The sequence below is a fragment of the Corynebacterium sp. p3-SID1194 genome (assembly GCF_025144155.1).
Taxonomy (GTDB): Bacteria; Actinomycetota; Actinomycetes; order Mycobacteriales; family Mycobacteriaceae; genus Corynebacterium.
Genome location: NZ_JALXWY010000014.1, coordinates 1 through 26,483, shown reverse-complemented (window position 1 = coordinate 26,483; position 26,483 = coordinate 1). Strand labels below are relative to the sequence as shown.

Here is a 26,483-nt window from a genome sequence, read left to right as displayed (position 1 = left end):
AGGAATATCTTACGGGCGATAGTCCTCGTCGGGGATGTGGCGGAAGGCGAGGCGGGTGCGGGAGGGTTCGTCGATAAGCGGAAGGCGGAAGATGTGCGCGACGTTGTCGACGGGGCTCAAGCGGACGTAATTGCGCATGGTCCACTCGTAGTCGGCGCCGGAGATCTCGTCGTGGACGGGGAAGCTCGCGCCGGGCGCAAGTCCGAGAGCGTCCATGTTGAGCGTGACCGTGGCCTCCTGTGTGTACGTCGGGTCGAGGTTGATCACGGCGAGGACGCTGTCGCCGGTCGCGGCGTCGAATTTGGAGAAGACGAGGATGTTGTCGTTGTCCGCGTCGTGGAAGTGCAGGTTACGCAGCTGCTGGAACGCCGGGTGCTCGCGGCGGATGGTGTTGAGCCGCGTGATGTACGGCTCCAGCGAATCGCCGCGCTCGAGAGCTGCTTGGAAGTCGCGGGGACGCAGCTCGTACTTCTCGGAATTGAGGTATTCCTCGCTACCGGGCGCGACAGGCTCGTGCTCGTAGAGCTCGAAACCGGAGTACATGCCCCACAGCGGGCTGAGCATCGCCGCGAGCGTAGCGCGGATCGCGAAAGCCGCGCGGTTACCCGTCTGGATGAACGCGTGGAGGATATCCGGGGTGTTGACCCAGAACGACGGGCGCGAGACGTCGGCGAACCGCACGGCCTGTTCGGTGAAGCCCGTGAGCTCCTTCTTCGTCGTCTTCCACGGGAAGTAGGTGTAGGACTGCGAGAACCCGGCCTTGGCCAAGCCGAGCAGGCGCGGCGGGCGGGTGAAGGCTTCTGCGAGGAAGATCACGTCGGGGTTTGTCTCGTGGACCTTGTTGATGATCCAGTGCCAGAAATCCACCGGCTTGGTGTGCGGATTGTCCACGCGGAAGGTCGTGATGCCCAGCTTCACCCACACCATGAGCGCGCGGTAGATCTCTTTGTAGATCCCGTCGGCGTCGTTGTCGAAGTTGATGGGGTAGATGTCCTGGTACTTCTTCGGCGGGTTCTCGGCGTAGGCGATGGTGCCGTCGGCGAGCACGGTGAAGAACTCCGGGTGCTTTACCGCCCACGGGTGGTCAGGCGCGGCCTGGAGGGCGAAGTCGAGGGCGACTTCGAAGCCGAGCTCCTTTGCGCGGGCGAGCAGCTTCTTCAAATCCTTCTCGGTGCCGAGCTCCGGGTGGATCGCGTCGTGGCCGCCATCTTTCGAACCGATGGCCCATGGCGAGCCGACGTCTCCCTCTTCGGCGACGAGGGTGTTGTTGGGGCCCTTGCGGTTCTTGTCGCCAATGGGGTGAATGGGCGGGAAGTAGACAGTGTCGAAGCCCATCGCGGCAACGCGCGGCAGGGCGTCCATGGTGGTTTCGAACGTGCCGTGGACGGGGTGGCCGTCGGCGTCCCACCCGCCGGTGGAGCGCGGGAAGAGCTCGTACCAGGAGCTGAACAGGGCCTTTTTGCGCTCCACGAGGATCTGACAGGTCGGACCTTCGGTGACGAGGTCGCGGACAGGGCGCCCGGCGAGCACCTCCGCGACCGACGGGTCGAGTGCCGGTTCGAGGCGTTCGCGCAGCGGGGCGTCGGATTCGAGGGCGTCGGCGGCGTTCAGCAATTGGCTGCTGCCGGCGGCGTGGGCACCAGCCTCGGAAGCAGCACGGCGCAGCAGCTCGGCACCGTGGGACAGGTCGTTGGCCATCTCGGCGGCGGACTGGCCGGCCGCGGACTTCTTGGTCACGGCGTTGCGCCAGGTGGCCATCGGGTCGGACCAAGCCTCGACGCGGAATGTCCACAGACCGGTCGTGTCAGGAGTGATCACGGCGTGGCAGTAGTCGGGGCGGTCGGCTTCCGGGGTCATGGGCACGGAATATTCGTGTCCCTCCGGGTCCGTCACGACGACAGTGGCAGCGATCGCATCGTGCCCCTCGCGCCACACCAGCGCGGAAATAGGTACGACCTCGCCGACGACAGCCTTGGTAGGCAGGGCGCCGTCGGCAGTGCGGGGTCGGACGTCGTCGATTCCAAGTCGGCCGATCACTGGGCTCACGTCGATTCACCTCGTCCAATTGACGTTGCAGGGGGCTTAAAGGGTGCACGGGCACGCCTTCTGACTCCCAGAGTAGCGAAGTGGCCATGTCAGTCGGCCGTCGTGAAGCAAAATGCGTCACAATGGAAAGCGTGACTGACCGAACTGCTGAAATTGAACCGACTAACCCCGATTTGCTGCTGGACTTCCGCGGCGTGGAGTTCCGCCGCGGCGGGAACACGCTGGTGGGACCGATCGACTGGCAGGTGGAGCTGGATGAGCGGTGGGTCGTGATCGGCCCGAACGGCGCCGGCAAGACGTCGCTGATCCGCATGGCAGCGGCGCAGGAATTCCCGTCCGCGGGCACGGCGTTCGTGCTGGGCGAGCAGATCGGCAAGACCGACATGCGCGATCTGCGCGCGGTGATCGGCATGACCACTTCGGAGCTGGCTACCCGCGTGCCGGTCGACGAGCGCGTCGAAGATTTGGTGCTTTCCGGCGGCTACGCGGTCGTGGGCCGCTGGCGCGAGGAGTACGAGGAGCAGGACTACGAGCAGGTGCACGACGCGCTCGACCAGGTCGGCGGATTCCACCTGCTGGGCCGCCGCTGGGGCACGCTATCGGACGGCGAGAAGAAGCGTGTGCTCATCGCCCGCGCGATCATGGTGAACCCGGAGCTGCTCATCATGGACGAGCCCGGCGCGGGACTCGACCTCGGCGGCCGCGAGGATCTCGTCGCGTACTTGGGCGATCTCGCGCTCGACCCGGATGCGCCGGCGATCGTGATGATCACGCACCACGTCGAAGAGATCCCGTTCGGCTTCACCCACGCGCTGCTGCTCGACGAAGGCGATGTCGTCGCCCAAGGCCTCATCGACGACGTGCTCACCAGTGAGAATCTCACCAAGGCGTACCACCAGCCGATCAAGCTCACGAAGGAAGACGACCGCTTCTTCGCGCGGAGGGAGCGGCGGGGTGGGGCGCACCGTCGATAAGCGGAGGTGAAACTGTGCCCACGCGTGACGAAGAGGACATGCTGGGGATCAACTACGGGCGCCTCGCGGCGACCGTGATCCTCGTGCGCGATGGCGCTCACGGCCTCGAGGTGTGGATGCAGGAGCGCGTGCTCACGATGCGCAATTACCCGGGGATGACCGTGTTCCCGGGCGGCGGCGTGGACATCCGCGATTTTCCGCCCACGAGGGAGGACGCGAAAGAGCTGTGGTCGGGCCGTTCCGCGTCGGATTTGGCGAAGCAGCTCGACGTCAAGCCGCGCCAGGCGCACGCGCTCATGTTCGCCGCCGTGCGCGAGCTCTTCGAGGAAACAGGCACGCTTTTGCTTGTCGACGACACCGGTGCCCTTTTAAGCGACGCCCGCCCCTTCCACCGCGAGCGCAAGCGGCTGGAAAGCCACGAGCTGTCTCTCACGGAGCTGCTGGAAGAAACCGGGCTGGATGTCGATGCGACCCTGCTCAAGCCGTCCGGCCGCTGGGTGGGCAAGTCGGAGAAAGGCCAGTGGTTCGACACCTTCTCGTTCGTCGCGGAGCTGCCCGCCGGACAAGCGCCCGACGTGACTACCGGCGAGGCGAGCGACGCGAACTGGTTTCCGCCGAGCTTGCTTATCGACGGCTGGCGCCAAGGCCTCGTCCGCTTCGCCCCCTCCACGTGGGCGCAGGTGTACGACATGGCTGAATTCGCCTCTGTCGCCGAGGTCATGTCGCATGTGAAGGGTTTAGAGATCGAAGCCATCGTCGGCGATCCGGTGGAGATCGAGCGCTATTCCGAACTTTTCGACCGCCAGCCCGTCAACCGGATGGGAAAGAAATTTGAGCTTTAGCCCCGCAGAAATCCGGTTCCTGTCTGCCCACCGCGACGATATCGCCCGCGTCGCAGCCTCCGGTGAGGTGGCACTGACCAAGAAATCCGCGATCGCCGACCGCACTGTGCTGTCCAAGCTTTTCGACGATCACGCCCGCGCCGTGATGGAGCTCCTCCAGGCACGGCAAACGCTCGCCCCCAAGCTTGCGGGACCTGCCGCGGACTGGATGGCCGACAGCGATTCAGCGCAGCAGGCCACCCCGTTCGCGGTGTCGCAGGTCCGCGCCGGGCGCATCGCCGCGGCAGGCGCGTCGCTGGTGCACGACGTGACGTGCTCGATCGGTACGGAGGCGCCCGCTGTGACTGCGGCGGGCATGGACTGGCTCGGCACGGACATCGATTATTCGCGTCTGCTCATGGCCCGCGAGAACGTAGGCGGCGGTGCTGCAGCTGGGCGCGCGTGGGTCGCACAGGCGGATGCGCTGGCCCCCGTGACGACACCGGCGAGCAGCCCCGGGCCCCGAATCCGCGCGTGCTCAGGAACAGGGTCGCGGCCGGGACGTGTCATCGTGGCCGACCCGGCGCGCCGGGCGGACGGACGGCGCATCACCGACCCGGCGAAACTCATCCCGCCGCTGCCGGACCTCATCGCGGCGTACCCCGGTGCGGCCATGGCCATCAAGTGCGCGCCGGGGATCGACTACGCGGACTGGCACGGCCTGGTTAGCGTGGTCAGCGTGAACGGGGGAGTCAAAGAGGCGTGCCTGTACACACCTGATCTCGCGGATCCAGGGCACACGCGCGAAGCAGTGGTCATCCGAGAGAGCTTCACGGAGAGGGTGGAGGACTGTGGGGATGGGGTGGACGTCGATAAGCCGAAAAGTTTCATAGTTGAGCCGGATGGTGCGGTGATCCGCGCGGGGCTCGTGCAGCAATGGGCTGCGCGGCACGGCCTTACGATGCTGGACCCGCACATTGCGTTCCTTACGGGGGATGCGGTTCCGGACGGCTACTCCGGATTTCCATTCATTGAAGCGGTGCCGCTGAAGAAGCTGCGGGCCGCGCTTAAAGCTCACGGCGCGGGATCGCTCGAAATCCTCGTTCGCGGTGTGGACGTCGATCCTGACCAGCTTCGCGCCAAGCTGAAACTCAAAGGCGACCGCCCGATGGGTGTGGCGATCGCGCGCATTGGGGACCATGCGACGGCGTTCATTTGCGGAGCACGCGTGCGCTAGGCTCGTGTGAGCGAATCTGACAGATGGAAGGTGAAAATTCATGCCCACCATTGCTGTGTTGGTGAAAAACGTGCCGGACACGTGGTCGACGAAATCGCTCGAGGCGGACAACACGCTCGATCGCGCGAACGCCGACAACGTCATCGACGAGATCAACGAGTACGCCGTCGAGGCGGCGCTGCGTCTGCGCGATGCGGGCGACTACCGCGTCGTCGCTGTCACGATGGGGCCCGAGGGGTGCGAGGAAGCGCTGCGCAAGGCCCTTGCGATGGGTGCGGACGACGCGATTTCGCTTATCGACGACACCCTCGCCGGCTCCGACGCCATCTCCACCGCGTGGGCCCTGCACAATGTCTTGAACACCATCGACGATCTTGCGCTGGTGGTGGCCGGCAACCAGTCGTCCGATGGCGGGACCGGCGCGGTCGCTGGGCTGTTGGCGGAATACCGCCAGGTGCCGGCTGTGACGCAGGCGCACAACCTGCGCATCGAGGGTGGAGAGATCCTGGCCACGCGCGAAGACGAGCGCGGCACGTGGGAGCTCGCGGCACCCTTGCCTGCCGTTGTGGCTGTGACCGAGCAGTCCGATAAGCCGCGCTTCCCGAATTTCAAGGGCATGAAGGCCGCCAAGAAGCACGAGATCACGCGTTTGACCATCGCCGATATCGGCGTGGATGCCGGCCAGGTCGGCCTGGGCAATTCCGCGACGAATGTGACCCACGCGACCGAGGTGCCGCCGCGCACCGCCGGCGAGCTGCTCGAAGGCCCGGCTGACGACATCGCAGCGCAGGTCGTCGAGCAACTGTCCGCCCGCAACCTTCTCAATAACTAAGGAGCCGATCCGACATGCACGTTTATGTACTGGCAGAACACACCGGCTCTGAACTGAGCCCGATCACCGGCGAGCTGATCACTGCGGCGCGGGGACTGGGGGTGGTCTCGGCGGTGGTCGTCGGTGCGCCTGGCGATGCGGAAGCGCTCGCACCATCGCTGGCGGCGTTGGGTGCCGCCCAGGTGATCGACGCGTCCGCCGAGGACTATGACGAGCGCCTGATTCTTCCCGAGGTCGACGCCCTGCAGGCGCTCGGTGCCGCGAACCCGGCCCCGATCGTCATTGCCGCGACCGTGACCGGCAACGAGATCGCCGGTCGCCTCGCTGCACGCCTCGGTTCCGGCGTTCTGGCGAATGTTGTGGGCATCGAGGACAACCGCGCCGCCCACCACGAGATCTTCGGCGGCAGCTACACCACCACCGCGATCGCGGGCGGCGAGTGCCCGATCTACACTCTGCGCCCCGGCTCCGTGAAAGCCGAGCCGCAGGAAGCTGCCGGCGAGCTCGCGCCGATGCCTCTGCCGGCCGCGACCGAGCGCGACGTGCGCGTTGCGTCGTTCACGCCGAAGGTGCGCGCTGACCGTCCCGAGCTGACTCAGGCAGCCACCGTCGTGTCCGGCGGCCGCGGTGTCGGTTCGGAAGACGGCTACAAGGAGTACGTCGAAGCTCTTGCCGACGTCCTGGACGCCGCCACCGGCTCCACCCGCGACATCGTCGACCTGGGGTGGGCCTCACCTGAGACCCAGGTCGGTCAGACCGGCGCGACCGTGTCTCCGGACCTGTATATTGCGCTCGGTATCTCCGGCGCGATCCAACACACCTCGGGCATGCAGACCTCCGGCACCATCGTCGCTGTCAACCAGGACCGCGATGAGCCGATCTTCTCCATCGCCGACATCGGTGTCGTCGCCGACATTGAAGAATTCGTGCCCGAGCTGATCAAGGCCCTGAAGAACCGGTGACGGTAAGCGCGCCCCGCTATTTCGATCACGCGGCGACCACTCCAATGCGGCAGGTCGCCGTCGACACGTGGGCCGAGCATGCGCATTTGCTCAACCCCGGCGGGCAATACGCGTCTGGGCGCGCCGCCAACGCAGTGCTAGCTCAGGCGCGCGAGACCGTCGCGGAGATCCTCGGGGCTGATCCCGTCGAGGTGATCTTCACGGCCTCCGGCACAGAGGCAGACAATGTGGCTCTGCGCGGCTTTGCGGACGAGCCGGGTGCGCGCGTCATCTCGACGCCGATCGAGCATCCCGCCGTCCGCGAGACCGTCGCGGATGTAGAAAAGCGCGGGGCGGACGTGCAGATGCTGCCCGTTGGGGAGGACGGGATCGTGGTTCCCACGGACGTGCTCGACGAGCCGGCAGCTGTCGCGACGTGCATGTGGGCTAATAACGAGACGGGCGCGATCCAGCCGATCGAAGAGATCATCGCACGGGCGGATGTCGCGGGCACGCCTGTCCACGTCGACGCGGTCCAGGTCGTCGGCCACCTGCCGGTCGATTTCCACGCGCTTGGCGCGACAACACTCGCGGCCTCCGCCCACAAATTCGGCGGGCCGCGCGGGGCGGGAATCCTGCTGGCGAAGCGCTCGCCGGCACCGGCGCCCGTGCTGACGGGCGGGGGACAGCAGCGCGGGATCCGGCCGGGAACGGTCGATGTCGCGACGGCTGCAGCGACGGCGGCCGCGCTGAAAGAAGCCGCCGGCGAAATGGACACAGAAGCCGCGCGCCTGGAGAAGCTTCGCGACGACCTCGTCGCCGGCATCCTCTCCACCATTCCCGACGCGCGCGCGACGGTGCTCGGCCGTGATGGTGTGCAGGTGCTTCCGGGGCACGCGCACCTGATCTTCCCGGGAGCGAACGGCGACGCGATGATCATGCTGCTGGACAGCCAGGGTATCGAGGCATCGACGGGCTCGGCGTGCAATAACGGGGTCAACCAGCGCAGCCACGTTCTCGAAGCGATGGGACTGCCGGACGACCACGCAGACGGCGCGCTGCGGTTCACACTCGGGAGGACGACGACGGACAAGGATGTGCAGTTTCTCCTCGAAAGGCTGCCGGAGGTGATCGGGAAGGCACGGGACGTCGCAAAGCTGTGAATTGTGTGTCGCGTGTGGTTTGTGTGACGAATGTGAGTTAAGGTGCGTGCCATGACTCGTTCCTTGCGCCCTGCAGCCCTCATCGCATCCGCGGCCATTGCTTTCGGCAGCATCATGGCCGCTGGTTCCGTCAACGCTGATAGCCGTGCCGACTGGGTCAACGGCGTCGACGTTTCCCACCACCAAGACACCGGCAGCAACGCTATCGAATGGAATTCGGTGCGCGACGATAACCACCGCTTCGCCATCGTCAAAGCCACCGAAGGCACCGACTACACCGACGACGCCTACGCGAAATTCGCGCAGGGCGCTCTCGATGCGGGCATGACCGTCGGCGCGTACCACTACGCGCGCCCGGGCAACGACCCAGTGGCGCAGGCCGACAACTTCGCCAACGTGCTCAACACCGGCCCGGCGACGACCCTGCCGCCGGTGCTCGACCTCGAGGTCGACGAAGGACTGAGCCCCGAGCAGCTGCGCGAATGGACGCGCACGTTCCTCACCGAAGTCGAAAATAAGACGGGCCGCCGCCCTATGATGTACACCTACCGCTATTTCTGGCTCGAGCAGATGGGCAACACCGACGAGTTCGCGGACTACCCGCTGTGGCTCGCTGCGTACCAGAACAAGGCGCCGGGCCCGGTCGGCGGTTGGGACAAGGTGGATATCTGGCAGCGTTCGGAATCGGGGCGCGTCGCGGGTATTAACACGCCGGTCGACTTGAACCTCTTCAACGGCAACCAGGGCCAGTGGGTGCGGTTTGTCGCCGGCGACCACAACGCCACCGGCGGTCTGCTCGAGCAACTGCAGGACAAGGACATCGACAGCGGCATCGCTGATTCCCTCGCCGTCCTCGAGCAGTCCAACTCGGCGCTCGCCGCGGCGATCCTCGGCCTGGCATCTGGCGTACTCTCGCCGCAGCACGTTGAGGGCGCGGCACAGACCTTCGGCTTCGATGCCGGCGATGCCCAGAACATCGCGGACACCGCGCGCCGCCAGGTCGAAAACGGCACGCTGCCCGTCGATGACCTCAACAAGATGATGGTCGGCAACGACTACTCCGTCGGCGACCTGCTCATCCTGCTCGACAACGCGAATAAGCAGGGCGGCGGCGAGGCGGGCGCCGGGTCGAGCCAGTAAAAGCTAGGCGTCAGCGTCTACGTCATCGCGCGGCGTGGCGGATGCGGCCATCGCGCGGGCCCACGCATCGTCTTTGAAGTGCGCGGGCACCCCACCCCCGAGCAACCTCCGGGTCAGCTCGGGGGTTTCGCGTATCTCGGATTGCGAGCCGAGCAAAATGATATTGCCGTAGCGGCGCCCCTTGAGCATCGGAGGGTCGGCAATCACGGCGAGGTGGGGGAAGACTTCTGCCATGCCGGCGAGCTCTTCGCGGGCCTCGGTCAGGTCGCCGCGGGAACCGCAGTTGGCGACATAAAGGCCTGTTGACGAGAGGGAGCGGAGGCAGGAGTGGTAGAAGGGGAGCGTCGTCAAGCTGCGCGGCGTTGTCGCTGATTCGAAAACGTCGCGGATGATGACGTCGCGTGATGCGTCGACGAAGCCGTCGGTGACTTCGCGCGCGTCGCCCACGCGGATTTTGACGAGCGGGGAGCGCGGGATGTCGAATTTCTCGCGCGCGAGCTGCGCCAAGTCCATGTCCCATTCGACGACCGTGTTGCGCGAATGCGGCCACACGTGTGCGAAATAGCGCGGCAGCGAGCATCCGGCCCCGCCGAGGTGCGTCAGGCGGGGCTTCTCCCACGAACGCGTCTCCTCGATCGCGGCTGCGATCCAGCGCATGTACGAGAAATCCAGCCGCTCCGGCTCACCTGGCACGATGTGCGAGCTGGGCACACCGTTGACCATGAGGAGCATCGACCCGTCAGGCTCGTGGATGATCTCCGCGATGCCGGTGTCGATCTCGATCGTCTCACTTTTCTGGGCCATAGACGCTGAGACTACAGACGCACGTCCGTCGCCCGGAGATAGGCGGTGGCGGAGAGCCATCCGGCCAGAGCGAGGAGAGCAGAGGCGACAGCGACTTGGACGACCGTCGCCGCGCTGATCGCGCCGGCGTCTGCGACTGCGCTGCTGCCCAGCCATAGGGTGTCGCTGAGCAGCCCCGGCGGCAGGACGAAGCGGGCGAACGTCGCGCCTGAAGCGAGAATGCCGAAGGAGATGATGCTGGCCACGAGGGCGATGGCGACGGGGCCCGCGAAATTGCGGATCACCATTGACAGGAAGGACTGCCACGCGGCCACAGCGGTGGCGGGCAGCAGCGACAGAAACGCGACCGCGATAAATGAGCCGGGCGGGGTGCCTGGCACACCGAGTACGAGTCCGACCACGACGGCCAGGACGACGAGGACGGTCTGCATCGCCGCGGCCGAGATCGTGATGGCGGCGATCTTCGAGGCGGTCAGGCCACCCGCCGAGCGGGTGGAGGTGAGCAGGGAGTGCCAGTTGTGGCCGCGGTGCTCGACGCGCCAGGCGGCGGAGGCGATGATCGCGATGCCTGCCGTCATGAAGATCATTCCGTAGAAGAGCATGATCTGGGAGAGGTAGCTGGTCCATCCGGCCTCAAGTTGGCCTTGGTTGCCGAAGTAGTTGCCGGCCCCCATCGCCACAGCGATCAGTGGAACGAGGGTGAGCACTGCCCACATATGTAACCGGCGGAATTTCAGAAGGTCGTTGCGCAGAAGATCCATGGTTCTAGAGTTCCTTCCGGTCGAGCATGCGGGTTGCCGCGAGAAAGACTGCGGCGGCCGCGAGGATGAAGACGCCCCATGCGAGCCAGTGCGGAGCAGTCGGCGCGATGCCTGTGTCGGTGAAGGTGAACGGGGTGAGCATGGCGAAGTAGCCGAACGGGTTGATGGCGGCCAACCACGTCGGCGAGAGCAGTGCGGCAACGCCGAGGAATCCGCCGACAACACCGATCGCGAGGACGACGATCTGCGAGTCGGTCACCGCAGCCAGCCACAGCATCACGGCGAGCAGTGCGAGAGAGGTCCCGAGCGCGCCGAGGCCGAACAGCGTCCAGGTAGCCAGCATCTCGGAGCTTGGAGTTGGGGCACCTAAGAGAAGAGGCAACGCGAGGACCGCGGCGAATTCGACGAGCTTGAGTACGGCCACGAGCACCGCCGCCACCACGAATTTGCGGACGATCAACGTGCCCGGCGGCACACCGGCGATGGCGTTGAGGCGCCACCCGCCGCCCACGTTCTCCGTGTCCGCCACGCGGCTGGCGATGATCGCCAATTGCAGCGGCGACAAAAACGCCAGCGCCATGTAGAAGCCGACGATGTGGCCGGCCCAGTTCGTCCCGGGGTCTGCGCGGAAATCGTCGATGCGGCCCCCGGCGAAGAGATTCATGCCGGCGAACAGCACAATGCCCGCGGACAGCAGGAATCCGAGCAGCACCACCTTGGTGCGGCGCAGCTTAGCGATCTCGGTGATCATGCGCTCAGACCCTCCCGTCCCGTCAGACCGATGAAGATTTCCTCGAGGCTGCGGCGCTTGCGTACCACCTGGTGCAGAGGAACGCCGTGGCTGACCAGGTGGGCGCAGACATCGGCGACCTGGGCGTCGCTCAGCCCGTGCAGCTCAACTCCGCCTTCCACAGCAACGGGGTGCAGGGCGGCCAGTAGCGAGGCGGCGGCATCCGCGGAGGGGGTTTGGATGAATAGGTCGGGGAGTTGGGCGTCGTAAAGCTGTTGCTGCGAGCCCTGGAAGATGAGCGTGCCGCGGTCGATGATGGTCAGATTCGAGGCCATTTTCTCGATTTCGGAGAGCAGGTGGCTAGACACCAGCACCGTGCGGCCTTCGTCGCGGGCGAGGCTCCCGATGAGCGCGCGGATTTCCTCGATGCCGGCGGGGTCGAGGCCGTTGGTGGGCTCGTCGAGAATGAGCAGCTGCGGGTCGCGGGCGAGCGCCATCGCGATGCCGAGGCGTTGCTTCATGCCGAGCGAGTAGTTCTTGACCAGCTTGTCCATGTGGTTGCTCAGGCGCACGAGCTCGATGGCGCGTTGCGCATTGGCTTCCGAGGCGCCGAAGAGCCGCGACGCGATCTTCATGTTCTCGCCGCCGGTGAGGTGCGGGTACGCGGACGGCGCCTCGATGAGCGAGCCGACACCGGCGAGCACCTCGGGCCGGTTCGTACGGTTCATGGGCTGCCCGAGCATGTTGATCTCGCCGCTGGTGGGCGTGACCAGCCCCAGCAGCATCTTCATGGTGGTCGACTTACCCGATCCGTTCGGACCGAGCAGCCCGTGCACGGTACCGGCCGCAACGTCCAAGCCGAGGTTGTTGACGACGGTCGTGCCGCCGTAGGTCTTCGTCAGACCTTCTGTCCTGATGATCGATGATGTCTCCATGCCCTCAAGGTTCCCGCACAACCAGCAGGTTCCGCGTCGGCGCGGGGCATGATTTCCGCCGTCCTACCCGGGTATGACGCGCCTTACGTATCCAGTAGGTCCGCGCGCGCGACGAGCCCAGTCCGGTACGCGAACAGCGCGGCATGGACGCGGTCGCGCGAGTGCGTTTTGGCGAGCACACGCCCGACGTGCGTCTTCACGGTCGGCATGGAGATGAACATCCGCTCGGCGATCTCCGTGTTCGTCCAGCCACGGCCGACGGCAACGAGGATCTCGGTTTCGCGCTCGGTCAACTCGTCCAATGCGAGACGGTCGGCAGGCGACAGCGGAACATCGGCCTCAGCAGAAGAAGAGCTGAGCTTATCGACGATCCGTTTCGTCGCCCTCGGCGAAATCACCGCATCGCCTGCTGCTGTGGTGCGGATCCCGCTTAGAAGCGTGTCCGGTTCGGCGTCTTTGAGCAGGAATCCGCTCGCCCCCGCGGACAATGCCCCCATGACGTAGCCCTCATCGTCGAATGTGGTCAGGATGATCACCTTCGCGCCGGGGAAACGCTGCGAGAGTTGGCGTGTGGTCGCAATGCCGTCGAGCACCGGCATCTGGATATCCATGAGGACAATATCGACGGGGTCCGCGGTCATCGCCTCCAAGGCTTCCTCACCGTTGCCGGCAAGCCAGCTCACGGACAAATCCGGCTGGGAGTCGATCACAGCGCGGATGCCGTGGAGGAAGAGCAGCTGGTCGTCGACGAGACCAATGGAAAAGGTCATGGTTCGACCCTATCTGTACGCTGCAGGGGCAAGCGCGCTTCGGTGACCCAGGTGTGGTGGTCGGAGGGGGAGGAGGTAAGGGTGCCGTCGATAAGCGATGCTCGCTCGCGCATGCCGCGCAAACCGTGGCCGTGCTGGTGAGCGGTGCCGGGAGTGAAACCGTTTTCAAGGTAGACGGCGACCTCGTCCGGGCGCCAGGACACGGCGAGCCGCGCGGTACCGTCGCCGTGCTTCATCGCGTTGGTGAGCGCCTCTTGGACGATGCGGTGGATTGTCAGCGTCGTACCCGGGTCGAGTGCGGGTGGGGTGCCGTCGACGCTGTAGGCGATGTCGAGTCCGCCCGCGCGGCTGGTGGCGACGAGTCCGTCGATGTCGAGCGACGGAACAAGCGGCTCGACTGGGCGCTGCTCCCCGCCACGCAGCAGCCCCACGACGCCGCGCATCTGGCGCAGCGATTCGCGGCCGACCGAGCTGATGGTGCGCAGCGCGTCGTCGGGCGGGGCGCCGTAGCGCGCGCCGTCGGCCTGCGCCACGATGACGGTGAGCGAATGCGTCACGATGTCGTGGATCTCTCGAGCGAGATGCGCGCGCTGCTCAGCTGCTTCGCGCTCGAATTCCTCCCGCTGGCGCGCGAGCTGGATCTGCACTTCCTTCGCCGCCGCTTCCTCCGCGCGGCGCCGCAACTCTCCGACGAGGAACGCGACGGTGAGCAACGTGACGCTCCACGCGATGTACTGCGCGCGCTCCGCAAGCGGCAGGGAGCGCAGGGCCGGGGCGATGAACGCTGTCGCGGCGATGCCTCCCGCAAGGAGCGCGGCGGCCGCAAGGTAGCGCGCGGGTGCGGGAAGGTGGCGCGCCACGATATAGGCAGTGAACATCGCCACACCGATCGTCCCGGTCGGCAGACTTTCTGCGAATGCGCAGGCCGCGAGCACCGCGACGCACGCCCCGATGGTCGCCCACGTCCAGCGTCTGCGCGTGAAAGGCGCGGCTACCGCGCACACGAGAAGCGCCCCGTCGAGCACGCTGAAACCGTCGGCGAGTGGACTGATGAGGCACAACGCCACGAGCGCGAGCGCCAGGGCGACGTCCCGGAGCCGAAAAGATTTGGCCGTGAAGTGATCGGTCATGGTTTGCCAGCGTAATTTCCGCGCACACCGCCGTCGTCGTACCCAGGTACCACTTTGCGCGCCGGGTATTTTTCGTCCTGCGGTGACGCGACTACACTCACGCCACGTGCGAGTTTTGGCAGCAATGAGTGGCGGCGTCGATTCCTCTGTGGCGGCGGCGCGGCTTGTCGATGCCGGACACGACGTCGTCGGCGTTCACCTCGCTTTGAGCAAGGACGCGCAGCAGACCCGCGAATCCGCGCGCGGCTGCTGTTCGATCGAGGATTCCGCTGACGCGCGCCGCGTGTGCGACAAGCTGGGCATTCCGTTCTACGTGTGGGATTTCTCGGACCGCTTCAAAGAAGACGTCATCGACGATTTCGTGGACAGTTACGCGCGCGGCGAGACCCCCAACCCGTGTCTGCGGTGCAACGAGAAAATCAAGTTCGCAGCACTGCTCGAGCGCGCGGTCACGCTCGGTTTCGACGCGATTGCGACAGGGCATTATGCGCTTATCGACGACGCCGGCAACCTCCGCCGCTCCACCGACGCGCAGAAGGACCAGTCTTATGTGCTCGGCGTGATGACCCGCGATGAGCTGGACCGCTGCATCTTCCCGGTCGGCGATACCGAGAAGCCGCAGATCCGCGAGGAGGCCGCGGCGCACGGTTTCTCGACCGCGACGAAGCCGGATTCCTATGACATCTGCTTCATCCCGGACGGCAACACTCAGGCGTTTTTGGGCAAGTCCATCGGCATGCGCCCCGGCATGATCGTCGACCAGGACGGCGCGGAGCTCAAGGAGCACGACGGTGCGTTCCAGTACACGATCGGGCAGCGCAAGGGTCTGAATATCCGCGTGCCCGCCGCCGACGGCAAGCCGCGCTATGTCACCGATATCGACGCCGCTACCGGCACCGTCACCGTCGGTCCACGCGCCGCTCTCGACGTGACCACCATCCACGCCGACCGCCTCAAGGTCCTTCACCCAGCGATGGAGGGGGAATTCGACGCGAACGTGCAGATCCGTGCCCACGGTGGTGTCGTGCCGTGCCGTGCGCACGTCGATGTGGATGCCGACACCATGACCTTGGCTCTCACCGAGCCTCTTTCCGGTGTCGCCCGTGGTCAGGCCGCCGTGCTCTACCTGCCGGACCCGGACGGACAGGGCGATATCGTGCTGGGTTCCGGCACGATCTGCGGGACGGAGTCTGCTAGTTAGTGAAAGGCAGTTACGGAAGAGTCGAGGCCCTAAGCGCTCAAAACGCAGCTCGCGATGAGCCGGTCGATTGCCCGGATATCGATTCCCTTGGAGAGATTGATTTTGATGTGACCAGCTTTGGTCCACATTTCTAATTCGGCATTCCAGTCGAGCATCTTTCCTGCATTTTCAGTCGACCACATTGTTACGTTCTTGAAGGGGATGGAGTACATCTCGACTTTCTTGCCCGACAGGCCTTGTGAATCTCTCACAATAAGCCGTTTGTTTGTGAAGATTGCCGAGTCACGTACTGTTTTGAACGCCTGAAGTGGTTGCTCGCCAGGGGCCATCAACTCATGTACATCGTTCGGAATCGGGCAGGGAGAAATGAATGTCCACCCGGAGAATTGTTCAAGTGCCATGGGGAGCATATTAACCGGGCACCGTAATCTATAGACTTTTTCGTGTGAATATGCCTCCGGTTTCGCGCCGCGAAATGACAGCCTTCGGTCTCGGCCCGCTCCCCGGCACCGACCTCGCCTCTGCGGCGGACGTGGTGCTCTCGGAATCACCGACGCCGCACATCCCGCAGCTTCCTGCACGCGGTGTCGGCTCCGATGCGGTCGGCCGCACCGCGGCGCTGTTGCCACTGAACCTGGACATCGGGCCACGGTCGTGGCGCGTCACGCGGCGTCCGCAATTCGCAACCATGCGCGCACGCGACCAATTCGAAAGAGATCTCGACGCGCTCGAAGAGCTGTGGGCCGGTAAGATCACGGAACTCAAGGTGCAGCTCGTCGGGCCGTGGACACTCGCCGCCCAACTGGAGATAGGCAACGGCCACCGCATGATCACCGACCGCGGCGCGACACGGGATATCGCCGATGCGCTGCTACACGGGGTGGAGGAGCATAGGGGAGACGTCGAAAAGCGTTTCGGCGTGCGCACGCTGCTGCAGCTCGATGAGCCGATGCTCGGGCGTGTTCGGCGCGGCGCGGTGACAGGTGCGACCGACTACGAGGAGATTCCCGCGGTGCCGGACGAGCGCGTGCTGGACGTGCTCGGGCGTTTCGGCGAGCACCTGCTCAACAGTCCGGAGCCGTTGTGCGGCGCGGACTGGTTCACCGTCGATCTCGCGGGTGCGCTCGACCTGGATGCGTTGGCCGGCTCGCTCGACCGCGGCGCCCGGATCGCGGTGCCGGTGATGGAGCCGCGCGAGGTCTTCCGTATCTTCGACCGACTGCAGATCGACCCGGCGGAAACCGCGATCGACGTGTACGCGGAACCCGGGCCCACGCTGGTTGCGACCGCCGCGAACTACCGCGCGGCGGCGGAGATGGCGGAAGCGATCTCCCGCGATCACTTATAGAGTGCCGGATCGTTGAGGCGCGTATCTTCAAACGGAACGTGAGTATCGAATCTGCTGAGCTGATTCCATGTTTCACGCGCTGCACCTCGACTGTTGATGAGACCGAGTTGCACTGCGCGAAGAAGGATTTCTTCCGATCCGAAATTTGCGACCGAACGCTTCCTAGCCGTCGCGCGTGCATCCCCGTCATCGACGAGCATTGCGACCTTAAACCCATTCTCCTTGGGGTGGCCTAAGAATTCGGTCCAGTTGGTTTAAGCGTTGACCGTGTTTTCATGTTTCCATTGTTCCGCATACTTCCGTGGACTGAGGTAGCCCAGCGAGGAATGCGGGTGGAAGTCATTGTACCGCTGCGACCACTGGGCCACGAGCATCCGTGCATGTTCGAGATTCTCGATGCTGTTGTCTTCTAAGAGTTCGTCACGCATTCGGTTGTGGAAAGACTCGACATAACCGTTATGCCAGGGCTGACCGGGCGGGATAAACGCCTGAATCGTTTCATCCTCCCCAGCCCATTCCTTGAGCGCATGAGCGATGAACTCGGGGCCGTTATCCATCCGGATCACCCGCGGGCGCCCGCCTTGGTCACAACAAGCGAGGTCGAGCAGCTCGATCACCGAATCCGCGTCGATCTTCTTGTCGACTGTGAAGGCGACGTGCTCGCGAGTGTATTCATCGATGATGTTGCAGATCTTGATCGTCTTGCCGTGCCATGTTGAATCGAACTGGAAATCCAGCGCCCACACGTCGTTCGGGTACTGGCCGGCAGGAACATCGCGCTGGCCGTGACCATCGACGCGTTTGCGCTTCTTCCTGGGTAGGACGCGCAGGCCTTCTTCACGCCAAATCCTCCGGAAGGTTTCCCGGCATATCCCGTACCCCTGGTCTAGCTTTGATGCAAAGCCAAACCAGGTTCTTCTAGTTAATGTGCCGTGTATGAAAAATGAACTCCGATGAATCGAGAGCGAGGGGGCGGTGGATGCATTACCGTCTCTTTTGGGAGACAGTCGTCCAATGAGAGAATTCCAAAATAAGAAGGTAAGAATGGGTAAAAAATCAGCCGTAATGTCGTTCACCGCCGTCCAATTGCTCAGTTTCTTGGGACTCCTCCTGTCAGGGATTCTTTGGGCACCGGTATCGCTAGGTGTTACTGCGATGGCAATCCTAGGTTCTGTCGCTATCGCCACACTCGTCTGGGTCCCAGTCTTCTACTTCATCACCAAGTACAATCAGAAAAGGGGTTCAGCTGCAAGATGAAAAAATTCACATCCGCTCTTCTCACAGTCGCTTTTGCAATAACTCTGGGTCAGCCAAATGCCGGTGCGCAGGAAGCTTCGAACGTACCAGTAGATGAAGAGTGTAAGGCTCACGCGGTGGCGGAACAGCCAGATCAAAAAGTGGGGCGTGATGCCACAGGTGCGGAAAAAGAGTTTCTCGAGGATGGTCTCGTGAACGGAAAGATTCCGCACGTTGCTCCGGTGGAAGACATAGATCTTGGCCAGGCTGTGGCGGTGGAAGGCGATACCGAGACTGTGTACAGGCTCCCGCTCGCTGGCGAGTTCGAAGACACGAATTACATCTTGGTACGAACGTCAAATGACGACATCGATAGTGTGGCCGAGACTCAGATTACGAAGAGTGGAGAGAATGATGCGCGACTTCAAATCTGGATAGATGGAAAGCCCGAGTTCGATGATGTAGTACGAGAATCCGATGCGGCATACCAGACACGCAGTGTTGGTGATGCTTGGAGCGCATTCAATAGCTGCTTGAGTAACGCTGGGGTTCCGTGGGCAGTCGTCACTGGGCTCTCGTTGGCTTGCGGTTTTCTGGGAACCTTTACGGCAGGTGTCGGCGCTCCAGCTTGTTTGATAGCTGCTGCCGGAGGATACGCAGCAACAGTCAGTTTCTGCTACGGCAGAGCACTCAAAGCATTGTGACAGTTTGAAAATGATCTAACATCGGCACCCGGACATCAGGTGCCGGTGTTTATACGTGTTCTCGCTTACTAAGGAATCCTTAGTAGATATTTTCCCAAATATTTGTATAAGAGACCCAGTTCGCACGGAAGAAGGCTCCCGTAATCGACTTTTATTATGCCGACCATTCTGGAGAGTCCTATAATGCGGATTTAAAGGTCGACATGTTTGATAGGGAAAGTCGATTTTATGGCAACGCTGATCAACGACAAGCATCGAATCAGAAAAGGGGGCGGTGCGTACGGCTCGTGCTGTGGTCGCACGTGCGCTGGAGGGTGTATCAGACACTTCCTGCCAAGTGGTCATCGACACGGCATTGTGCCGAGACTCGTGCGTTCTCTAGGTGCGGTCGATGAATCGTAGGCAAACATTCTAGTTGATAGGGTGCGCTGGTGTTGCACGCTTACATGGACGAGTCAGATCGGGGAAGATACTTTATTCTGACGGCCCTCGTGATTTCGGACGAGAACCTGCCTCACCTCGAAGCAGCGCTAGATAACTTGGTTGTTCGGTATGCATCGACGACTCGGGAGGTACATCTAGATTCTGAGCTACATGGTTACGACATCATGCAGCAAAAGTGCGATTGGGAGGGCGTGCCGTTGAAGATGGCCACGTCTATCTATCTGAAAGCGCTCGACATTATCAGCACCTGGGCGTCTGCAATGTTCGTGGAGACCATCCATAGACATGCGTTTGGGGTGGCCTAAGAATTCGCCGAGATTCTTCGCGAGCCCGTTTTGGTAGGTGTAGTTATATCCTGCGAAGCCTCTCACCCTCGCAAGCAGGCCGTCAGTCTCCTCTAAGACCACAAAGTATCTGGAGTTAATGAGGCGAGTCCATCTGGATCGACCCGATTTGAACCGAGGGTCACGCAGTTTTCGCTCCATTTCATTAACCACAACTTGAGGTAAATGGATCGGGTCGGACCCGGAAAACTTGATCAGGATGTCTTGCTTGTTCGCGCATACGAATGACAGGAGGATGGAAGTATCCGAAACGATGAACCTGCGCGATGAATTCATGCGTCTCAGTCCCCGCCGAAGAAATCTTCAAGTGCTGCAACGGGATCGGCATTAGCATTCTCGTTCGCCGTTGGCTGGATAAGATCGTCAAGCTCGTCATGGATCCGATTAGTCGAAACACCGCGCGCCAAAGCGACGGCTTCGGCCGAAACACGACCTTCGAGAAAAGCTTGTGTCGCATCTGCAGCGAGTCGTGGGGCGGGCCGGGCCATTGAGGAGCGAGCAACCTCTAGGTCGTACTCGTCGCGCCATCCGAAACGCGATGCGAGCTTCGGCGCCGTCCATTTGCGGAGCTCCGATGTGTGTTCAGGGGCAATGAGTTTTGCCCGCCGCAGTTGGTTCACGGCCACAATAGGAGAAACTTTGTACTTCTGCACGAGGTGCGAAAGTGCTTCAAGGGAGTTCGGATCCCGCCCTTCCAATTGAGCCTCGAGAGAATCGAGCGGGCAGAGAACGTGCGCCGCAAACGAATCTGCTCGTTTTTCCCCGTCAATGTCGTGACAGAGGTTCCGCCGACTCATGATGTCGAGATCACCGGCGCAAACATGGCCGATTTCGTGGGCCAATGAGAAATTCTGCCTGAAAGGGACTTCAGACGTAGAAATTCCGATGATCAAGTTGCGTGTTGTCGGATCCTGGACAGTTAGAGCCTCGACACCCTCGGGTAGCTCAGTGACTAGAAGATCAGCATCGACGAGTTCAGTCAGCTGCTCGATTCGCTCCACTGGGCCCGAGGCGAGCTGGTGATCTTCGCGAAAACGCTCCGCTAGGTATATTCCTTGCGCTTTCGGAGATCGGTGACCACCGAAACGGCCGTAGTTAAGAGACACGGTGTGCGTTCACTTCGTCGAGAATGTTGCGCAACTGCAATTGGGCAGTCAAACGATCCAGCGCGTCCGTCACGTTGACATGTCCTGTAGATCGCGCGGCCCACGTCTTTCGAGCATTGAGGGGGATGGGGTCTGTAAATTCGCTCACGTCCACGCCTAAGGCCCAGCTCAACGCGATGAGTTCACTCGGAGAGGGTGACTTTTCGCCTTTCTCCATCCGCGAGATGCCGGATTGCGAAATCACGCCGTCAAGAGCCGCTACCAAAGCGCGTTGATTCATTCCCCGGTTCTCGCGCATTGCCTTCAAGCGCGAAGCGAAATCGGCAGGGATACCCCTCGCAGCACTCATAGTGAATCAGATCCTTTCAATTCTGATTCAGACCCTATCAGGGCACTCCCTGAATGTCGAGCGTTATGCTCGGTTCCATGAGCGACGCTGAACTCACGTGGGTAAACAAAGACGACCAAACGTGGATGCTCAGCACGCTGACCTACAACACTGGCAAGAATAAGAAGACCGTTCCCGTATCCGAGGTTGCCCGGATCACCCAGGAACCAATGTCCGGCTCGCTCGTATTCGAGTTCAAGGACGGCACGAGCGATTACCTTGAAAACGGTGGCGACGAGAAGGGGGTCAGCGAGTTTGTGGGCCAGGCCCAGAGGTATGTGAGTTAGCCGATCATCGGCCACGACGTTGAGATGCCACGGACATCCCGCCCGCGTGACTCGCAATATTTCCGGAAGTCCGTCTGAATTTCGAAGTGCTTGACGGCCTGGAATTCCATGAGCTCGTCGAGCTCTTTCGCGGATAGTTCCGGCCAAACCTTTTTGACTTGTTTCCACGCGATGCGCGCGGCGGCCATCGCGTCGGAGGTCGCTTCGTGGGCGTTTTCCAGCTGGACGCCGTAGAACTCGGACAGGGCGCCCAGGTTGCGCTTGCCGCCTTTGCGGTAGCGGTCCATCGCGCGATCGATGAGCAGCGGGTCGTAGACGGGCCCGGTCACCGTGAAATCGCCCGTGAGCGCGCGCAGCACAGTCAGGTCGTAGGGCGCGTTGAACACGATCAGGGTGAAGCCGTCGTCCCACGCCTGCTTGATCGTCTCGACGGTCTCGCGCAGCACGTCATCGTGCGGTCGGCCTTCGGCGCGGGCCTTTTCCGTTGAGATGCCGTGAATCGCGGCGGCTTGCTCCGGGATCTCCACGCCGGGGTCGGCGAGGTGCTCGGTGGCGGTGACATCGCGGCCGTCGATACGCACGAGCGCTGAGGTCACGATGCGTGCCTCCCGCGGGTTCGCCGAGGTGGTCTCCAGGTCGAAGGAGAGCATCCGCGAGGCGTCGAAAGTAGGCATGGGGTTCATTCTAATGAGCGCGGCGACACGTTTTTGCGCGAGCGTTTGACCTTGACCCAACGGCAACGTTCACACTGTGGTCATGGGTGATTACACGATCGGAGAAACCGCCGCGATGCTCGGAGTTTCCACGAAGGCATTGCGGCATTGGGAGGAGCGCGGTCTGCTCGAGCCGTCGCGTACGGCGACCGGGTACCGCATGTACGCGGACGCAGATATCGAACGGGGTGCGGCGATCGCGCTCTACCGTGGCGTCGGCATCCCGCTTGAGACAATCGCGCAGCTTATCGACGCCCCCTCTCACACCCTCCGCAATGCCCTCACCCGTCACCGCGCCGAATTGGCAGCGCAGCTTTCAGCCGTTGCCGAGCAACTCGATGCGGTGGACAACCTGATTGAACAGACTGAGAAAGGACACATTGACATGGATGCGATGAAGAAATACCTGGGCGAGAAAATGCCCGAGTACCAGAAGGAAGCCGAAGAGCGCTGGGGTGATACCGCCGAGTGGGCGCAGTCCCAGGAAAAATTGGCGCAGATGGACGAGAACGATTTCGCCGCGCTCCAGCGTGAGCACGACGCTTTCGTCGCCGACTTAGCCGCCGCGCGTGATGCCGGCGTCGAAGCCGGGTCGGAAGAGGCCGAGGCGCTCGTCGCGCGCCACCGCGAGATGATCGGTCAGTGGTACGAGGTCACCCCGGCACGCCAGCTCATCCTCGCGCGGATGTACGTCGGGGACGAACGTTTCCACAAGGCTTACGACGGGACGCAGGACTACTTGCTGGGGCTCGTCGAAAAGCACGCTGCGTCTGAGGGCGTGGACGTGGAGAACCCTTCATGGTGACGCAGGTGTAAGCGCGGCTTACCGGATACGGAGGGGCTTCACGAAGGACGCGCTGCGGCGCGCCTACCCGGGCCCCGACAAACAGGACGTGGTCGCCGTCGATGACATCTCGATGCGCGTGCCGCGCGGGCAGACGCTCGCGATTCTCGGACCCAACGGGGCTGGCAAGACCACGCTGATGAACATGCTCACCACGTTGCTGCCGCCCACGTCGGGCACAGCGCGTTTGGCGGGCATGGACGTGTCCCGCGAGGCCCGCCGGGTGCGGTCGCTGATCGGTTACGTCGGTCAGGGCAACAGTGCAGGACACACGCAGCGCGCCCGTGATGAGGTCGTCGCCCAGGCACGCATCTATGGCGCGGACCGGGCCGCCGCGGCCCGTCGGGCGACCGAGCTGTTCAAGACGTTCGGCCTGGAGGGGATGGGGCGGCGGCGCACCCAGGAGATGTCCGGAGGTCAGCGTCGCCGGCTCGATCTCGCGATGGGGCTGGTGCATCACCCGAGCCTGCTGTTCCTCGACGAGCCGAAGATGCTCAAGGGAGATACCCGTTGCTTGCTCTCCCAGTCTACCGGATATGCCTTGGCAGCGTAGAGATCCGGACAAGGACGTCCCGGCGTTCCTAGTCGATACGGAACCTGTTTCGGTACTCGTTCGGGGCGACGTTCAAGGCTCTGCGGAAGGCACGGGTGAGCGTGTCGACGGTACCGATGCCACACGCGGTGCTGCACCATCCATTCCTTCCTCGTTGACGCCGGCGTCGCCCCGTCAGAGGCGGCGCACTTCGTGCCGCACCAGGCCAATAGCGTCATGCTCGCCGAACTCCTCGACACCCTCGACCTGCCCAACGCGACCCAGCACTTGGTTGTCGAACGGCTCGGCAACCCCGGCTCCGCCTCCATCGCGATCACTCTCAGCGAACTCGCCACGCCCGGCCAAGCGATCCCTGGCGACTACGTGCTTTTAGCGGCATTCGGTGGTGGCATGTCCGTCGGCCTCACCCTCATACAGTGATGAACGGCACGCGCATCTACTGACTTGAAATTCAGGATTACGCAATGACGGATGTGAGGCAGTCTCCCTGAAGCGATTGGCTGCCTCATATTCTTGACCAAATGCTTCGTTATCCCCAGGCGGATCGTCCAGGATCGCGCGAATTTGATCCGTTCAACCCTTGCCAGGAACTCCCATCCTGTTCCGACCGGCTTTCGATCGTCCGAAAGGTCACGCCGGTGCCAAAGAACGACTGAAGCCCTCAGGGACGGCTGTCGGTCAATTGAGGGAGATCCCCGCGTCGTTGAGCGCTGCCCGCCCGGCGGGAGTGAGACGCACGGCCCGGGTACGACCCCTGCGGGAAAGCCATTCCTTATCCAGCAGAGTCTTGCAGATTCCCGTGCCGAGAGGGCCGGCGAGGTGGAAGCGGCGTTCGGTGGAGTCCATGCACGACCTGCCCGTGTCGAGCATCTTCGGGGGCACACCCCACTGTATGAACAAGCGATGACCTTGATTAGTGACCTGACAGTGCGAGTCGATGAACTCGTGCTCTTCCAGTTGTTCAGCCAGGCGCACCCCGAGCTTACCGGCGAGGTGCTGATAACAGGTGCGGCCTTCACGTAGGTTCGCATTCGCCCGTGACGCGCTGAGGCTGTGAGGAGTGGGCAGGGGCGAGCGGGCGACCACGCCAAGGCTCTCGACCACTCGTGCGATGTCTTCCCCGGCCAGGCGAATGTAGCGGTGCCGGCCCTGCCGAATGTCGTGGACGAGACCGTGGGTGACGAGCACGTCAACATGCTCGCTCGCCGTCGACCGGGCCAGGCCCGCGTACCTGCCCAGTTCACCAACCGTCCAGGCCCGCCCGTCCATGAGCGCAGCACACATGGCCGCCCGCGACGAGTCAGCCAGAGCCGACGCGACTGTCGAGATATCCGGGACCGCTTCAGGAAACACGCGCGCAACCATGTCTCCAGTGTGCACCCGGAACTGTTCGGTGACGACCGAACATTCGCAGGCGTAGTTTGAACTCACCAGATTCATTGCATCAGGAGACGAAGGGAGCGATCGCGATGAACGGGGACCGCCAACGGCTACGCGGGCACTACGATGAGGACTTCTACAAGCGCACCTACTTCGGCCACCCGCCCGCCGAGGCTTCGCTGGAGTCTCGCGTATGACCGCGCATCGGCGCACGGCGCTGGTCGCGACCCTCCTCGGTTTCTTCATCGTCATGCTCGATACGACCATCGTCAATGTCGCCCTCGCCGAGATCGGCACTGACCTCGACATGACGGTGGGCTCACTGCAGTGGGTCGTCGACGCTTACACCCTCGTGTTCGCCGCGTTCCTTCTCACAGCTGGGGCCGCATGCGACCGTCTCGGGGCCCGCAGGGTCTACCTCGCTGGCCTGGTGGTCTTTGCTGTGCTCTCGGCCGTGTGCGCCCTCGCTCCCACAGGCGGGTTCCTCGTCGCTGGTCGCGCCGTCCAGGGCGTGGGCGCGGCAGCGATCGTGCCGGGCTCTCTGGCATTGCTGTCGGCTGTGTACGACGATCCGAAGGAACGAGCACGCGCCATCGGGCTGTGGGGCGGCGCAGGAGGTGTTGCCGCCGCGATCGGACCGGTCCTGGGCGGAGCGCTGGTGTCGACGATCGGGTGGCGGGCGGTGTTCTGGGTCAACCTCCCCATCGTCGCTATCGGCTGTCTGCTCACCTTGTGGGCAATTCCCGCGCTCACGGGCAGTCGCGCGAGACGGGTGGACCTACCCGGACAGGTGCTCTCTGTGCTCACGCTGGTGGCAGTAACCTATGCAGTCATCACCGCAGGCGAACACGGATGGTCACCCTGGCAGGTAGCCGTGCTGATCGCCGGGGGCGTCTTCCTCGCCCTGTTCATCATCGCAGAGCGACGACACCCGGACCCGATGCTGCCGATGGCCTTGTTCACTCGTGCCCGGTTCTCCGTGGCCGCAATGGTAGGGCTCGCGCTCAACTTCAGCTTCTTCGGACAACTCTTCGTGCTCTCCCTCTTCTTCCAGCAGTACCTGGGATACGAGCCGTGGCTGGCAGGCCTCGCGCTGGCACCACAGGCGTGCAGCGCCGTGGTCGCGTCACCGCTGGGCGGCCGTGCCGTCGCCCGGTGGGGCGCGTTCCCCACCATGCTCACCGGCCTGGTAGTCGGCACGATCGGCTTCAGCAGCCTCGTGCTGCTCACCGCAGAAACCCCTTACGTGGTGGTCGCGGTGTTGACCTTCACGGCTGGATTCGGGATGGCCTTCGCGATGCCGGCCGCGACCTCGGCCGCAGTGGCCTCGGCCCCGCCGGAACATGTCGGCATCGCAGGAGGAGTCATCAATGCCGCCCGCCAGACCGGCAGCGTCGTCGGCGTCGCAGTCCTCGGCGAAATGGTCGCCAGTGGAGCGTTCCTCACAGGCTTCCACACAGCCGTCGCGGTCGCCGGTGGAGTCTTCGGTGCCGCAGCGCTCGTAGTTGCTGCCACCATCATCAGTCACCTACAGGAGCCAGTTACACCTGAAGTTTAGAATGGTGCTGTTGCAAAGTTGGGTGGAGAACCGCGAACACTCCTTTCTTCGTCGCCTGGCCAGCATTATGGCCCAGCCTGCTTAGATATTCTG

At 63.3% G+C, this 26,483-nt stretch carries 29 protein-coding genes; 16 read left to right on the top strand and 13 right to left on the bottom strand.

Features of this window, described 5'->3' with window-relative positions; all coding sequences use genetic code 11:
• Positions 1 to 9: 9 nt before the first annotated feature.
• Positions 10 to 2,037, bottom strand: coding sequence for a maltotransferase domain-containing protein (locus tag M3G19_RS09155; RefSeq protein WP_259902317.1), 2,028 nt, complete (start codon positions 2,035 to 2,037; stop codon positions 10 to 12).
• Positions 2,038 to 2,168: 131 nt separating this feature from the next.
• Between M3G19_RS09155 and M3G19_RS09150 the strand changes: the two genes are divergently transcribed.
• The 7 genes from M3G19_RS09150 to M3G19_RS09120 are packed head-to-tail and all read left to right on the top strand — an operon-like array spanning position 2,169 to position 9,154.
• The gene (locus M3G19_RS09150; RefSeq protein WP_210574730.1) at positions 2,169 to 3,020 is read left to right on the top strand and encodes an ABC transporter ATP-binding protein; all 852 of its coding nucleotides are present in this window, start codon (positions 2,169 to 2,171) and stop codon (positions 3,018 to 3,020) included.
• Between the two features lie 14 nt (positions 3,021 to 3,034).
• Entirely contained in the window at positions 3,035 to 3,862 is an 828-nt protein-coding gene (locus M3G19_RS09145) for an NUDIX hydrolase (protein WP_259902293.1), read from the top strand.
• On the top strand, positions 3,852 to 5,078 hold the full coding sequence (locus M3G19_RS09140) for a THUMP-like domain-containing protein (RefSeq protein WP_259902292.1): 1,227 nt from the start codon (positions 3,852 to 3,854) through the stop codon (positions 5,076 to 5,078). Before M3G19_RS09145 ends, M3G19_RS09140 begins: the two co-directional genes overlap by 11 nt.
• Positions 5,079 to 5,118: 40 nt before the next feature.
• On the top strand, positions 5,119 to 5,910 hold the full coding sequence (locus M3G19_RS09135) for an electron transfer flavoprotein subunit beta/FixA family protein (RefSeq protein ID WP_210572254.1): 792 nt from the start codon (positions 5,119 to 5,121) through the stop codon (positions 5,908 to 5,910).
• Between the two features lie 14 nt (positions 5,911 to 5,924).
• Positions 5,925 to 6,872, top strand: a complete 948-nt coding sequence (locus tag M3G19_RS09130) for an electron transfer flavoprotein subunit alpha/FixB family protein (protein ID WP_259902291.1) — start codon at positions 5,925 to 5,927, stop codon at positions 6,870 to 6,872.
• Positions 6,869 to 8,014 carry a cysteine desulfurase family protein gene (locus tag M3G19_RS09125; RefSeq protein WP_259902290.1) on the top strand — a complete coding sequence of 382 codons (1,146 nt, stop codon included), beginning with the start codon at positions 6,869 to 6,871 and terminating at the stop codon, positions 8,012 to 8,014. Before M3G19_RS09130 ends, M3G19_RS09125 begins: the two co-directional genes overlap by 4 nt.
• A gap of 51 nt (positions 8,015 to 8,065) precedes the next feature.
• Positions 8,066 to 9,154: a glycoside hydrolase family 25 protein gene (locus M3G19_RS09120; protein ID WP_259902289.1), complete on the top strand. Its 1,089-nt coding sequence runs from the start codon at positions 8,066 to 8,068 to the stop codon at positions 9,152 to 9,154.
• A 3-nt stretch (positions 9,155 to 9,157) separates the two neighbouring features.
• On the opposite strand, the gene M3G19_RS09115 is transcribed toward M3G19_RS09120, so the two are convergent.
• The 6 genes from M3G19_RS09115 to M3G19_RS09090 form a co-directional block, all read right to left on the bottom strand.
• A complete protein-coding gene (locus M3G19_RS09115) occupies positions 9,158 to 9,958 on the bottom strand; it encodes a spermidine synthase (protein WP_259902288.1) in 801 nt (266 codons plus the stop codon).
• 11 nt (positions 9,959 to 9,969) lie between these two features.
• Positions 9,970 to 10,719, bottom strand: a complete 750-nt coding sequence (locus M3G19_RS09110; RefSeq protein WP_259902287.1) for an ABC transporter permease — start codon at positions 10,717 to 10,719, stop codon at positions 9,970 to 9,972.
• Positions 10,720 to 10,723: 4 nt separating this feature from the next.
• Entirely contained in the window at positions 10,724 to 11,470 is a 747-nt protein-coding gene (locus M3G19_RS09105) for an ABC transporter permease (RefSeq protein WP_259902286.1), read from the bottom strand.
• The gene (locus M3G19_RS09100) at positions 11,467 to 12,384 is read right to left on the bottom strand and encodes an ABC transporter ATP-binding protein (protein WP_259902285.1); all 918 of its coding nucleotides are present in this window, start codon (positions 12,382 to 12,384) and stop codon (positions 11,467 to 11,469) included. The genes M3G19_RS09105 and M3G19_RS09100 overlap by 4 nt, the downstream gene beginning before the upstream one ends.
• A gap of 83 nt (positions 12,385 to 12,467) precedes the next feature.
• On the bottom strand, positions 12,468 to 13,154 hold the full coding sequence (locus M3G19_RS09095) for a response regulator transcription factor (RefSeq protein ID WP_259902284.1): 687 nt from the start codon (positions 13,152 to 13,154) through the stop codon (positions 12,468 to 12,470).
• Entirely contained in the window at positions 13,151 to 14,284 is a 1,134-nt protein-coding gene (locus tag M3G19_RS09090; RefSeq protein ID WP_259902283.1) for a sensor histidine kinase, read from the bottom strand. Before M3G19_RS09090 ends, M3G19_RS09095 begins: the two co-directional genes overlap by 4 nt.
• 106 nt (positions 14,285 to 14,390) lie before the next feature.
• Here M3G19_RS09090 and mnmA point away from each other — a divergent pair, with 106 nt between their 5' ends.
• Positions 14,391 to 15,485: a tRNA 2-thiouridine(34) synthase MnmA gene (mnmA, locus tag M3G19_RS09085; RefSeq protein WP_259902281.1), complete on the top strand. Its 1,095-nt coding sequence runs from the start codon at positions 14,391 to 14,393 to the stop codon at positions 15,483 to 15,485.
• Between the two features lie 29 nt (positions 15,486 to 15,514).
• Here the strand turns inward: mnmA and M3G19_RS09080 are convergent, their stop codons facing one another.
• Positions 15,515 to 15,886 carry a PH domain-containing protein gene (locus M3G19_RS09080; RefSeq protein WP_076598605.1) on the bottom strand — a complete coding sequence of 124 codons (372 nt, stop codon included), beginning with the start codon at positions 15,884 to 15,886 and terminating at the stop codon, positions 15,515 to 15,517.
• 50 nt (positions 15,887 to 15,936) lie between these two features.
• Here M3G19_RS09080 and M3G19_RS09075 point away from each other — a divergent pair, with 50 nt between their 5' ends.
• Complete coding sequence (locus tag M3G19_RS09075) at positions 15,937 to 16,833, top strand: methionine synthase (RefSeq protein ID WP_259902316.1); 897 nt, start codon at positions 15,937 to 15,939, stop codon at positions 16,831 to 16,833.
• A 254-nt stretch (positions 16,834 to 17,087) separates the two neighbouring features.
• On the opposite strand, the gene M3G19_RS09070 is transcribed toward M3G19_RS09075, so the two are convergent.
• A complete protein-coding gene (locus M3G19_RS09070; RefSeq protein WP_259902280.1) occupies positions 17,088 to 17,909 on the bottom strand; it encodes an IS3 family transposase in 822 nt (273 codons plus the stop codon).
• Positions 17,910 to 18,086: 177 nt separating this feature from the next.
• Between M3G19_RS09070 and M3G19_RS09065 the strand changes: the two genes are divergently transcribed.
• Together M3G19_RS09065 and M3G19_RS11960 are read left to right on the top strand one after the other, a co-directional pair.
• Positions 18,087 to 18,773, top strand: a complete 687-nt coding sequence (locus M3G19_RS09065) for a hypothetical protein (protein WP_259902279.1) — start codon at positions 18,087 to 18,089, stop codon at positions 18,771 to 18,773.
• Between the two features lie 446 nt (positions 18,774 to 19,219).
• Positions 19,220 to 19,522 carry a hypothetical protein gene (locus tag M3G19_RS11960; RefSeq protein ID WP_396121775.1) on the top strand — a complete coding sequence of 101 codons (303 nt, stop codon included), beginning with the start codon at positions 19,220 to 19,222 and terminating at the stop codon, positions 19,520 to 19,522.
• Positions 19,523 to 19,842: 320 nt separating this feature from the next.
• Here M3G19_RS11960 and M3G19_RS09060 read toward each other — a convergent pair whose 3' ends face one another.
• Together M3G19_RS09060 and M3G19_RS09055 are read right to left on the bottom strand one after the other, a co-directional pair.
• The gene (locus tag M3G19_RS09060) at positions 19,843 to 20,667 is read right to left on the bottom strand and encodes an ImmA/IrrE family metallo-endopeptidase (protein ID WP_259902278.1); all 825 of its coding nucleotides are present in this window, start codon (positions 20,665 to 20,667) and stop codon (positions 19,843 to 19,845) included.
• A complete protein-coding gene (locus M3G19_RS09055; RefSeq protein ID WP_259902277.1) occupies positions 20,657 to 21,016 on the bottom strand; it encodes a helix-turn-helix domain-containing protein in 360 nt (119 codons plus the stop codon). Before M3G19_RS09055 ends, M3G19_RS09060 begins: the two co-directional genes overlap by 11 nt.
• 77 nt (positions 21,017 to 21,093) lie before the next feature.
• Between M3G19_RS09055 and M3G19_RS09050 the strand changes: the two genes are divergently transcribed.
• Positions 21,094 to 21,342, top strand: coding sequence for a hypothetical protein (locus tag M3G19_RS09050; RefSeq protein WP_259902276.1), 249 nt, complete (start codon positions 21,094 to 21,096; stop codon positions 21,340 to 21,342).
• Here the strand turns inward: M3G19_RS09050 and M3G19_RS09045 are convergent.
• Positions 21,339 to 22,016, bottom strand: a complete 678-nt coding sequence (locus M3G19_RS09045; RefSeq protein ID WP_259902275.1) for a 3'-5' exonuclease — start codon at positions 22,014 to 22,016, stop codon at positions 21,339 to 21,341. The genes M3G19_RS09050 and M3G19_RS09045 overlap by 4 nt on opposite strands.
• 82 nt (positions 22,017 to 22,098) lie before the next feature.
• On the opposite strand from M3G19_RS09045, the gene M3G19_RS09040 reads away from it, so the two are divergent.
• The 3 genes from M3G19_RS09040 to M3G19_RS09030 all read left to right on the top strand — a co-directional run bounded on the left by M3G19_RS09040 (position 22,099) and on the right by M3G19_RS09030 (position 23,872).
• Entirely contained in the window at positions 22,099 to 22,860 is a 762-nt protein-coding gene (locus M3G19_RS09040) for a MerR family transcriptional regulator (protein ID WP_259902274.1), read from the top strand.
• Between the two features lie 88 nt (positions 22,861 to 22,948).
• A complete protein-coding gene (locus M3G19_RS09035; protein ID WP_259902273.1) occupies positions 22,949 to 23,452 on the top strand; it encodes an ATP-binding cassette domain-containing protein in 504 nt (167 codons plus the stop codon).
• 138 nt (positions 23,453 to 23,590) lie between these two features.
• Positions 23,591 to 23,872 (top strand): 3-oxoacyl-[acyl-carrier-protein] synthase III C-terminal domain-containing protein, encoded by a 282-nt coding sequence (locus M3G19_RS09030; protein ID WP_083476082.1) that lies wholly within the window; start codon positions 23,591 to 23,593, stop codon positions 23,870 to 23,872.
• A 258-nt stretch (positions 23,873 to 24,130) separates the two neighbouring features.
• Here the strand turns inward: M3G19_RS09030 and M3G19_RS09025 are convergent, their stop codons facing one another.
• A complete protein-coding gene (locus tag M3G19_RS09025; protein ID WP_259902272.1) occupies positions 24,131 to 24,805 on the bottom strand; it encodes a helix-turn-helix transcriptional regulator in 675 nt (224 codons plus the stop codon).
• Between the two features lie 220 nt (positions 24,806 to 25,025).
• Here M3G19_RS09025 and M3G19_RS09020 point away from each other — a divergent pair, with 220 nt between their 5' ends.
• Positions 25,026 to 26,390, top strand: a complete 1,365-nt coding sequence (locus tag M3G19_RS09020) for an MFS transporter (RefSeq protein ID WP_259902271.1) — start codon at positions 25,026 to 25,028, stop codon at positions 26,388 to 26,390.
• Positions 26,391 to 26,483: the final 93 nt, after the last annotated feature.

What these genes read in the sequence shown, in the direction of transcription:
- M3G19_RS09110 (WP_259902287.1), bottom strand. Translation starts at nt 10,719, where the DNA reads ATGGATCTTCTGCGCAACGACCTTCTGAAATTCCGCCGGTTACATATG.
- M3G19_RS09055 (WP_259902277.1), bottom strand. Translation starts at nt 21,016, where the DNA reads ATGAGTGCTGCGAGGGGTATCCCTGCCGATTTCGCTTCGCGCTTGAAG.
- M3G19_RS09135 (WP_210572254.1), top strand. Translation starts at nt 5,119, where the DNA reads ATGCCCACCATTGCTGTGTTGGTGAAAAACGTGCCGGACACGTGGTCG.
- M3G19_RS09130 (WP_259902291.1), top strand. Translation starts at nt 5,925, where the DNA reads ATGCACGTTTATGTACTGGCAGAACACACCGGCTCTGAACTGAGCCCG.
- M3G19_RS09120 (WP_259902289.1), top strand. Translation starts at nt 8,066, where the DNA reads ATGACTCGTTCCTTGCGCCCTGCAGCCCTCATCGCATCCGCGGCCATT.
- M3G19_RS09065 (WP_259902279.1), top strand. Translation starts at nt 18,087, where the DNA reads ATGAAAAAATTCACATCCGCTCTTCTCACAGTCGCTTTTGCAATAACT.
- M3G19_RS09050 (WP_259902276.1), top strand. Translation starts at nt 21,094, where the DNA reads ATGAGCGACGCTGAACTCACGTGGGTAAACAAAGACGACCAAACGTGG.
- M3G19_RS09020 (WP_259902271.1), top strand. Translation starts at nt 25,026, where the DNA reads ATGACCGCGCATCGGCGCACGGCGCTGGTCGCGACCCTCCTCGGTTTC.
- M3G19_RS09075 (WP_259902316.1), top strand. Translation starts at nt 15,937, where the DNA reads ATGCCTCCGGTTTCGCGCCGCGAAATGACAGCCTTCGGTCTCGGCCCG.
- M3G19_RS09095 (WP_259902284.1), bottom strand. Translation starts at nt 13,154, where the DNA reads ATGACCTTTTCCATTGGTCTCGTCGACGACCAGCTGCTCTTCCTCCAC.
- M3G19_RS09100 (WP_259902285.1), bottom strand. Translation starts at nt 12,384, where the DNA reads ATGGAGACATCATCGATCATCAGGACAGAAGGTCTGACGAAGACCTAC.
- M3G19_RS09105 (WP_259902286.1), bottom strand. Translation starts at nt 11,470, where the DNA reads ATGATCACCGAGATCGCTAAGCTGCGCCGCACCAAGGTGGTGCTGCTC.
- M3G19_RS09045 (WP_259902275.1), bottom strand. Translation starts at nt 22,016, where the DNA reads ATGCCTACTTTCGACGCCTCGCGGATGCTCTCCTTCGACCTGGAGACC.
- M3G19_RS09080 (WP_076598605.1), bottom strand. Translation starts at nt 15,886, where the DNA reads ATGGCACTTGAACAATTCTCCGGGTGGACATTCATTTCTCCCTGCCCG.
- M3G19_RS09040 (WP_259902274.1), top strand. Translation starts at nt 22,099, where the DNA reads ATGGGTGATTACACGATCGGAGAAACCGCCGCGATGCTCGGAGTTTCC.
- M3G19_RS09150 (WP_210574730.1), top strand. Translation starts at nt 2,169, where the DNA reads ATGGAAAGCGTGACTGACCGAACTGCTGAAATTGAACCGACTAACCCC.
- M3G19_RS11960 (WP_396121775.1), top strand. Translation starts at nt 19,220, where the DNA reads ATGGACGAGTCAGATCGGGGAAGATACTTTATTCTGACGGCCCTCGTG.
- M3G19_RS09115 (WP_259902288.1), bottom strand. Translation starts at nt 9,958, where the DNA reads ATGGCCCAGAAAAGTGAGACGATCGAGATCGACACCGGCATCGCGGAG.
- M3G19_RS09090 (WP_259902283.1), bottom strand. Translation starts at nt 14,284, where the DNA reads ATGACCGATCACTTCACGGCCAAATCTTTTCGGCTCCGGGACGTCGCC.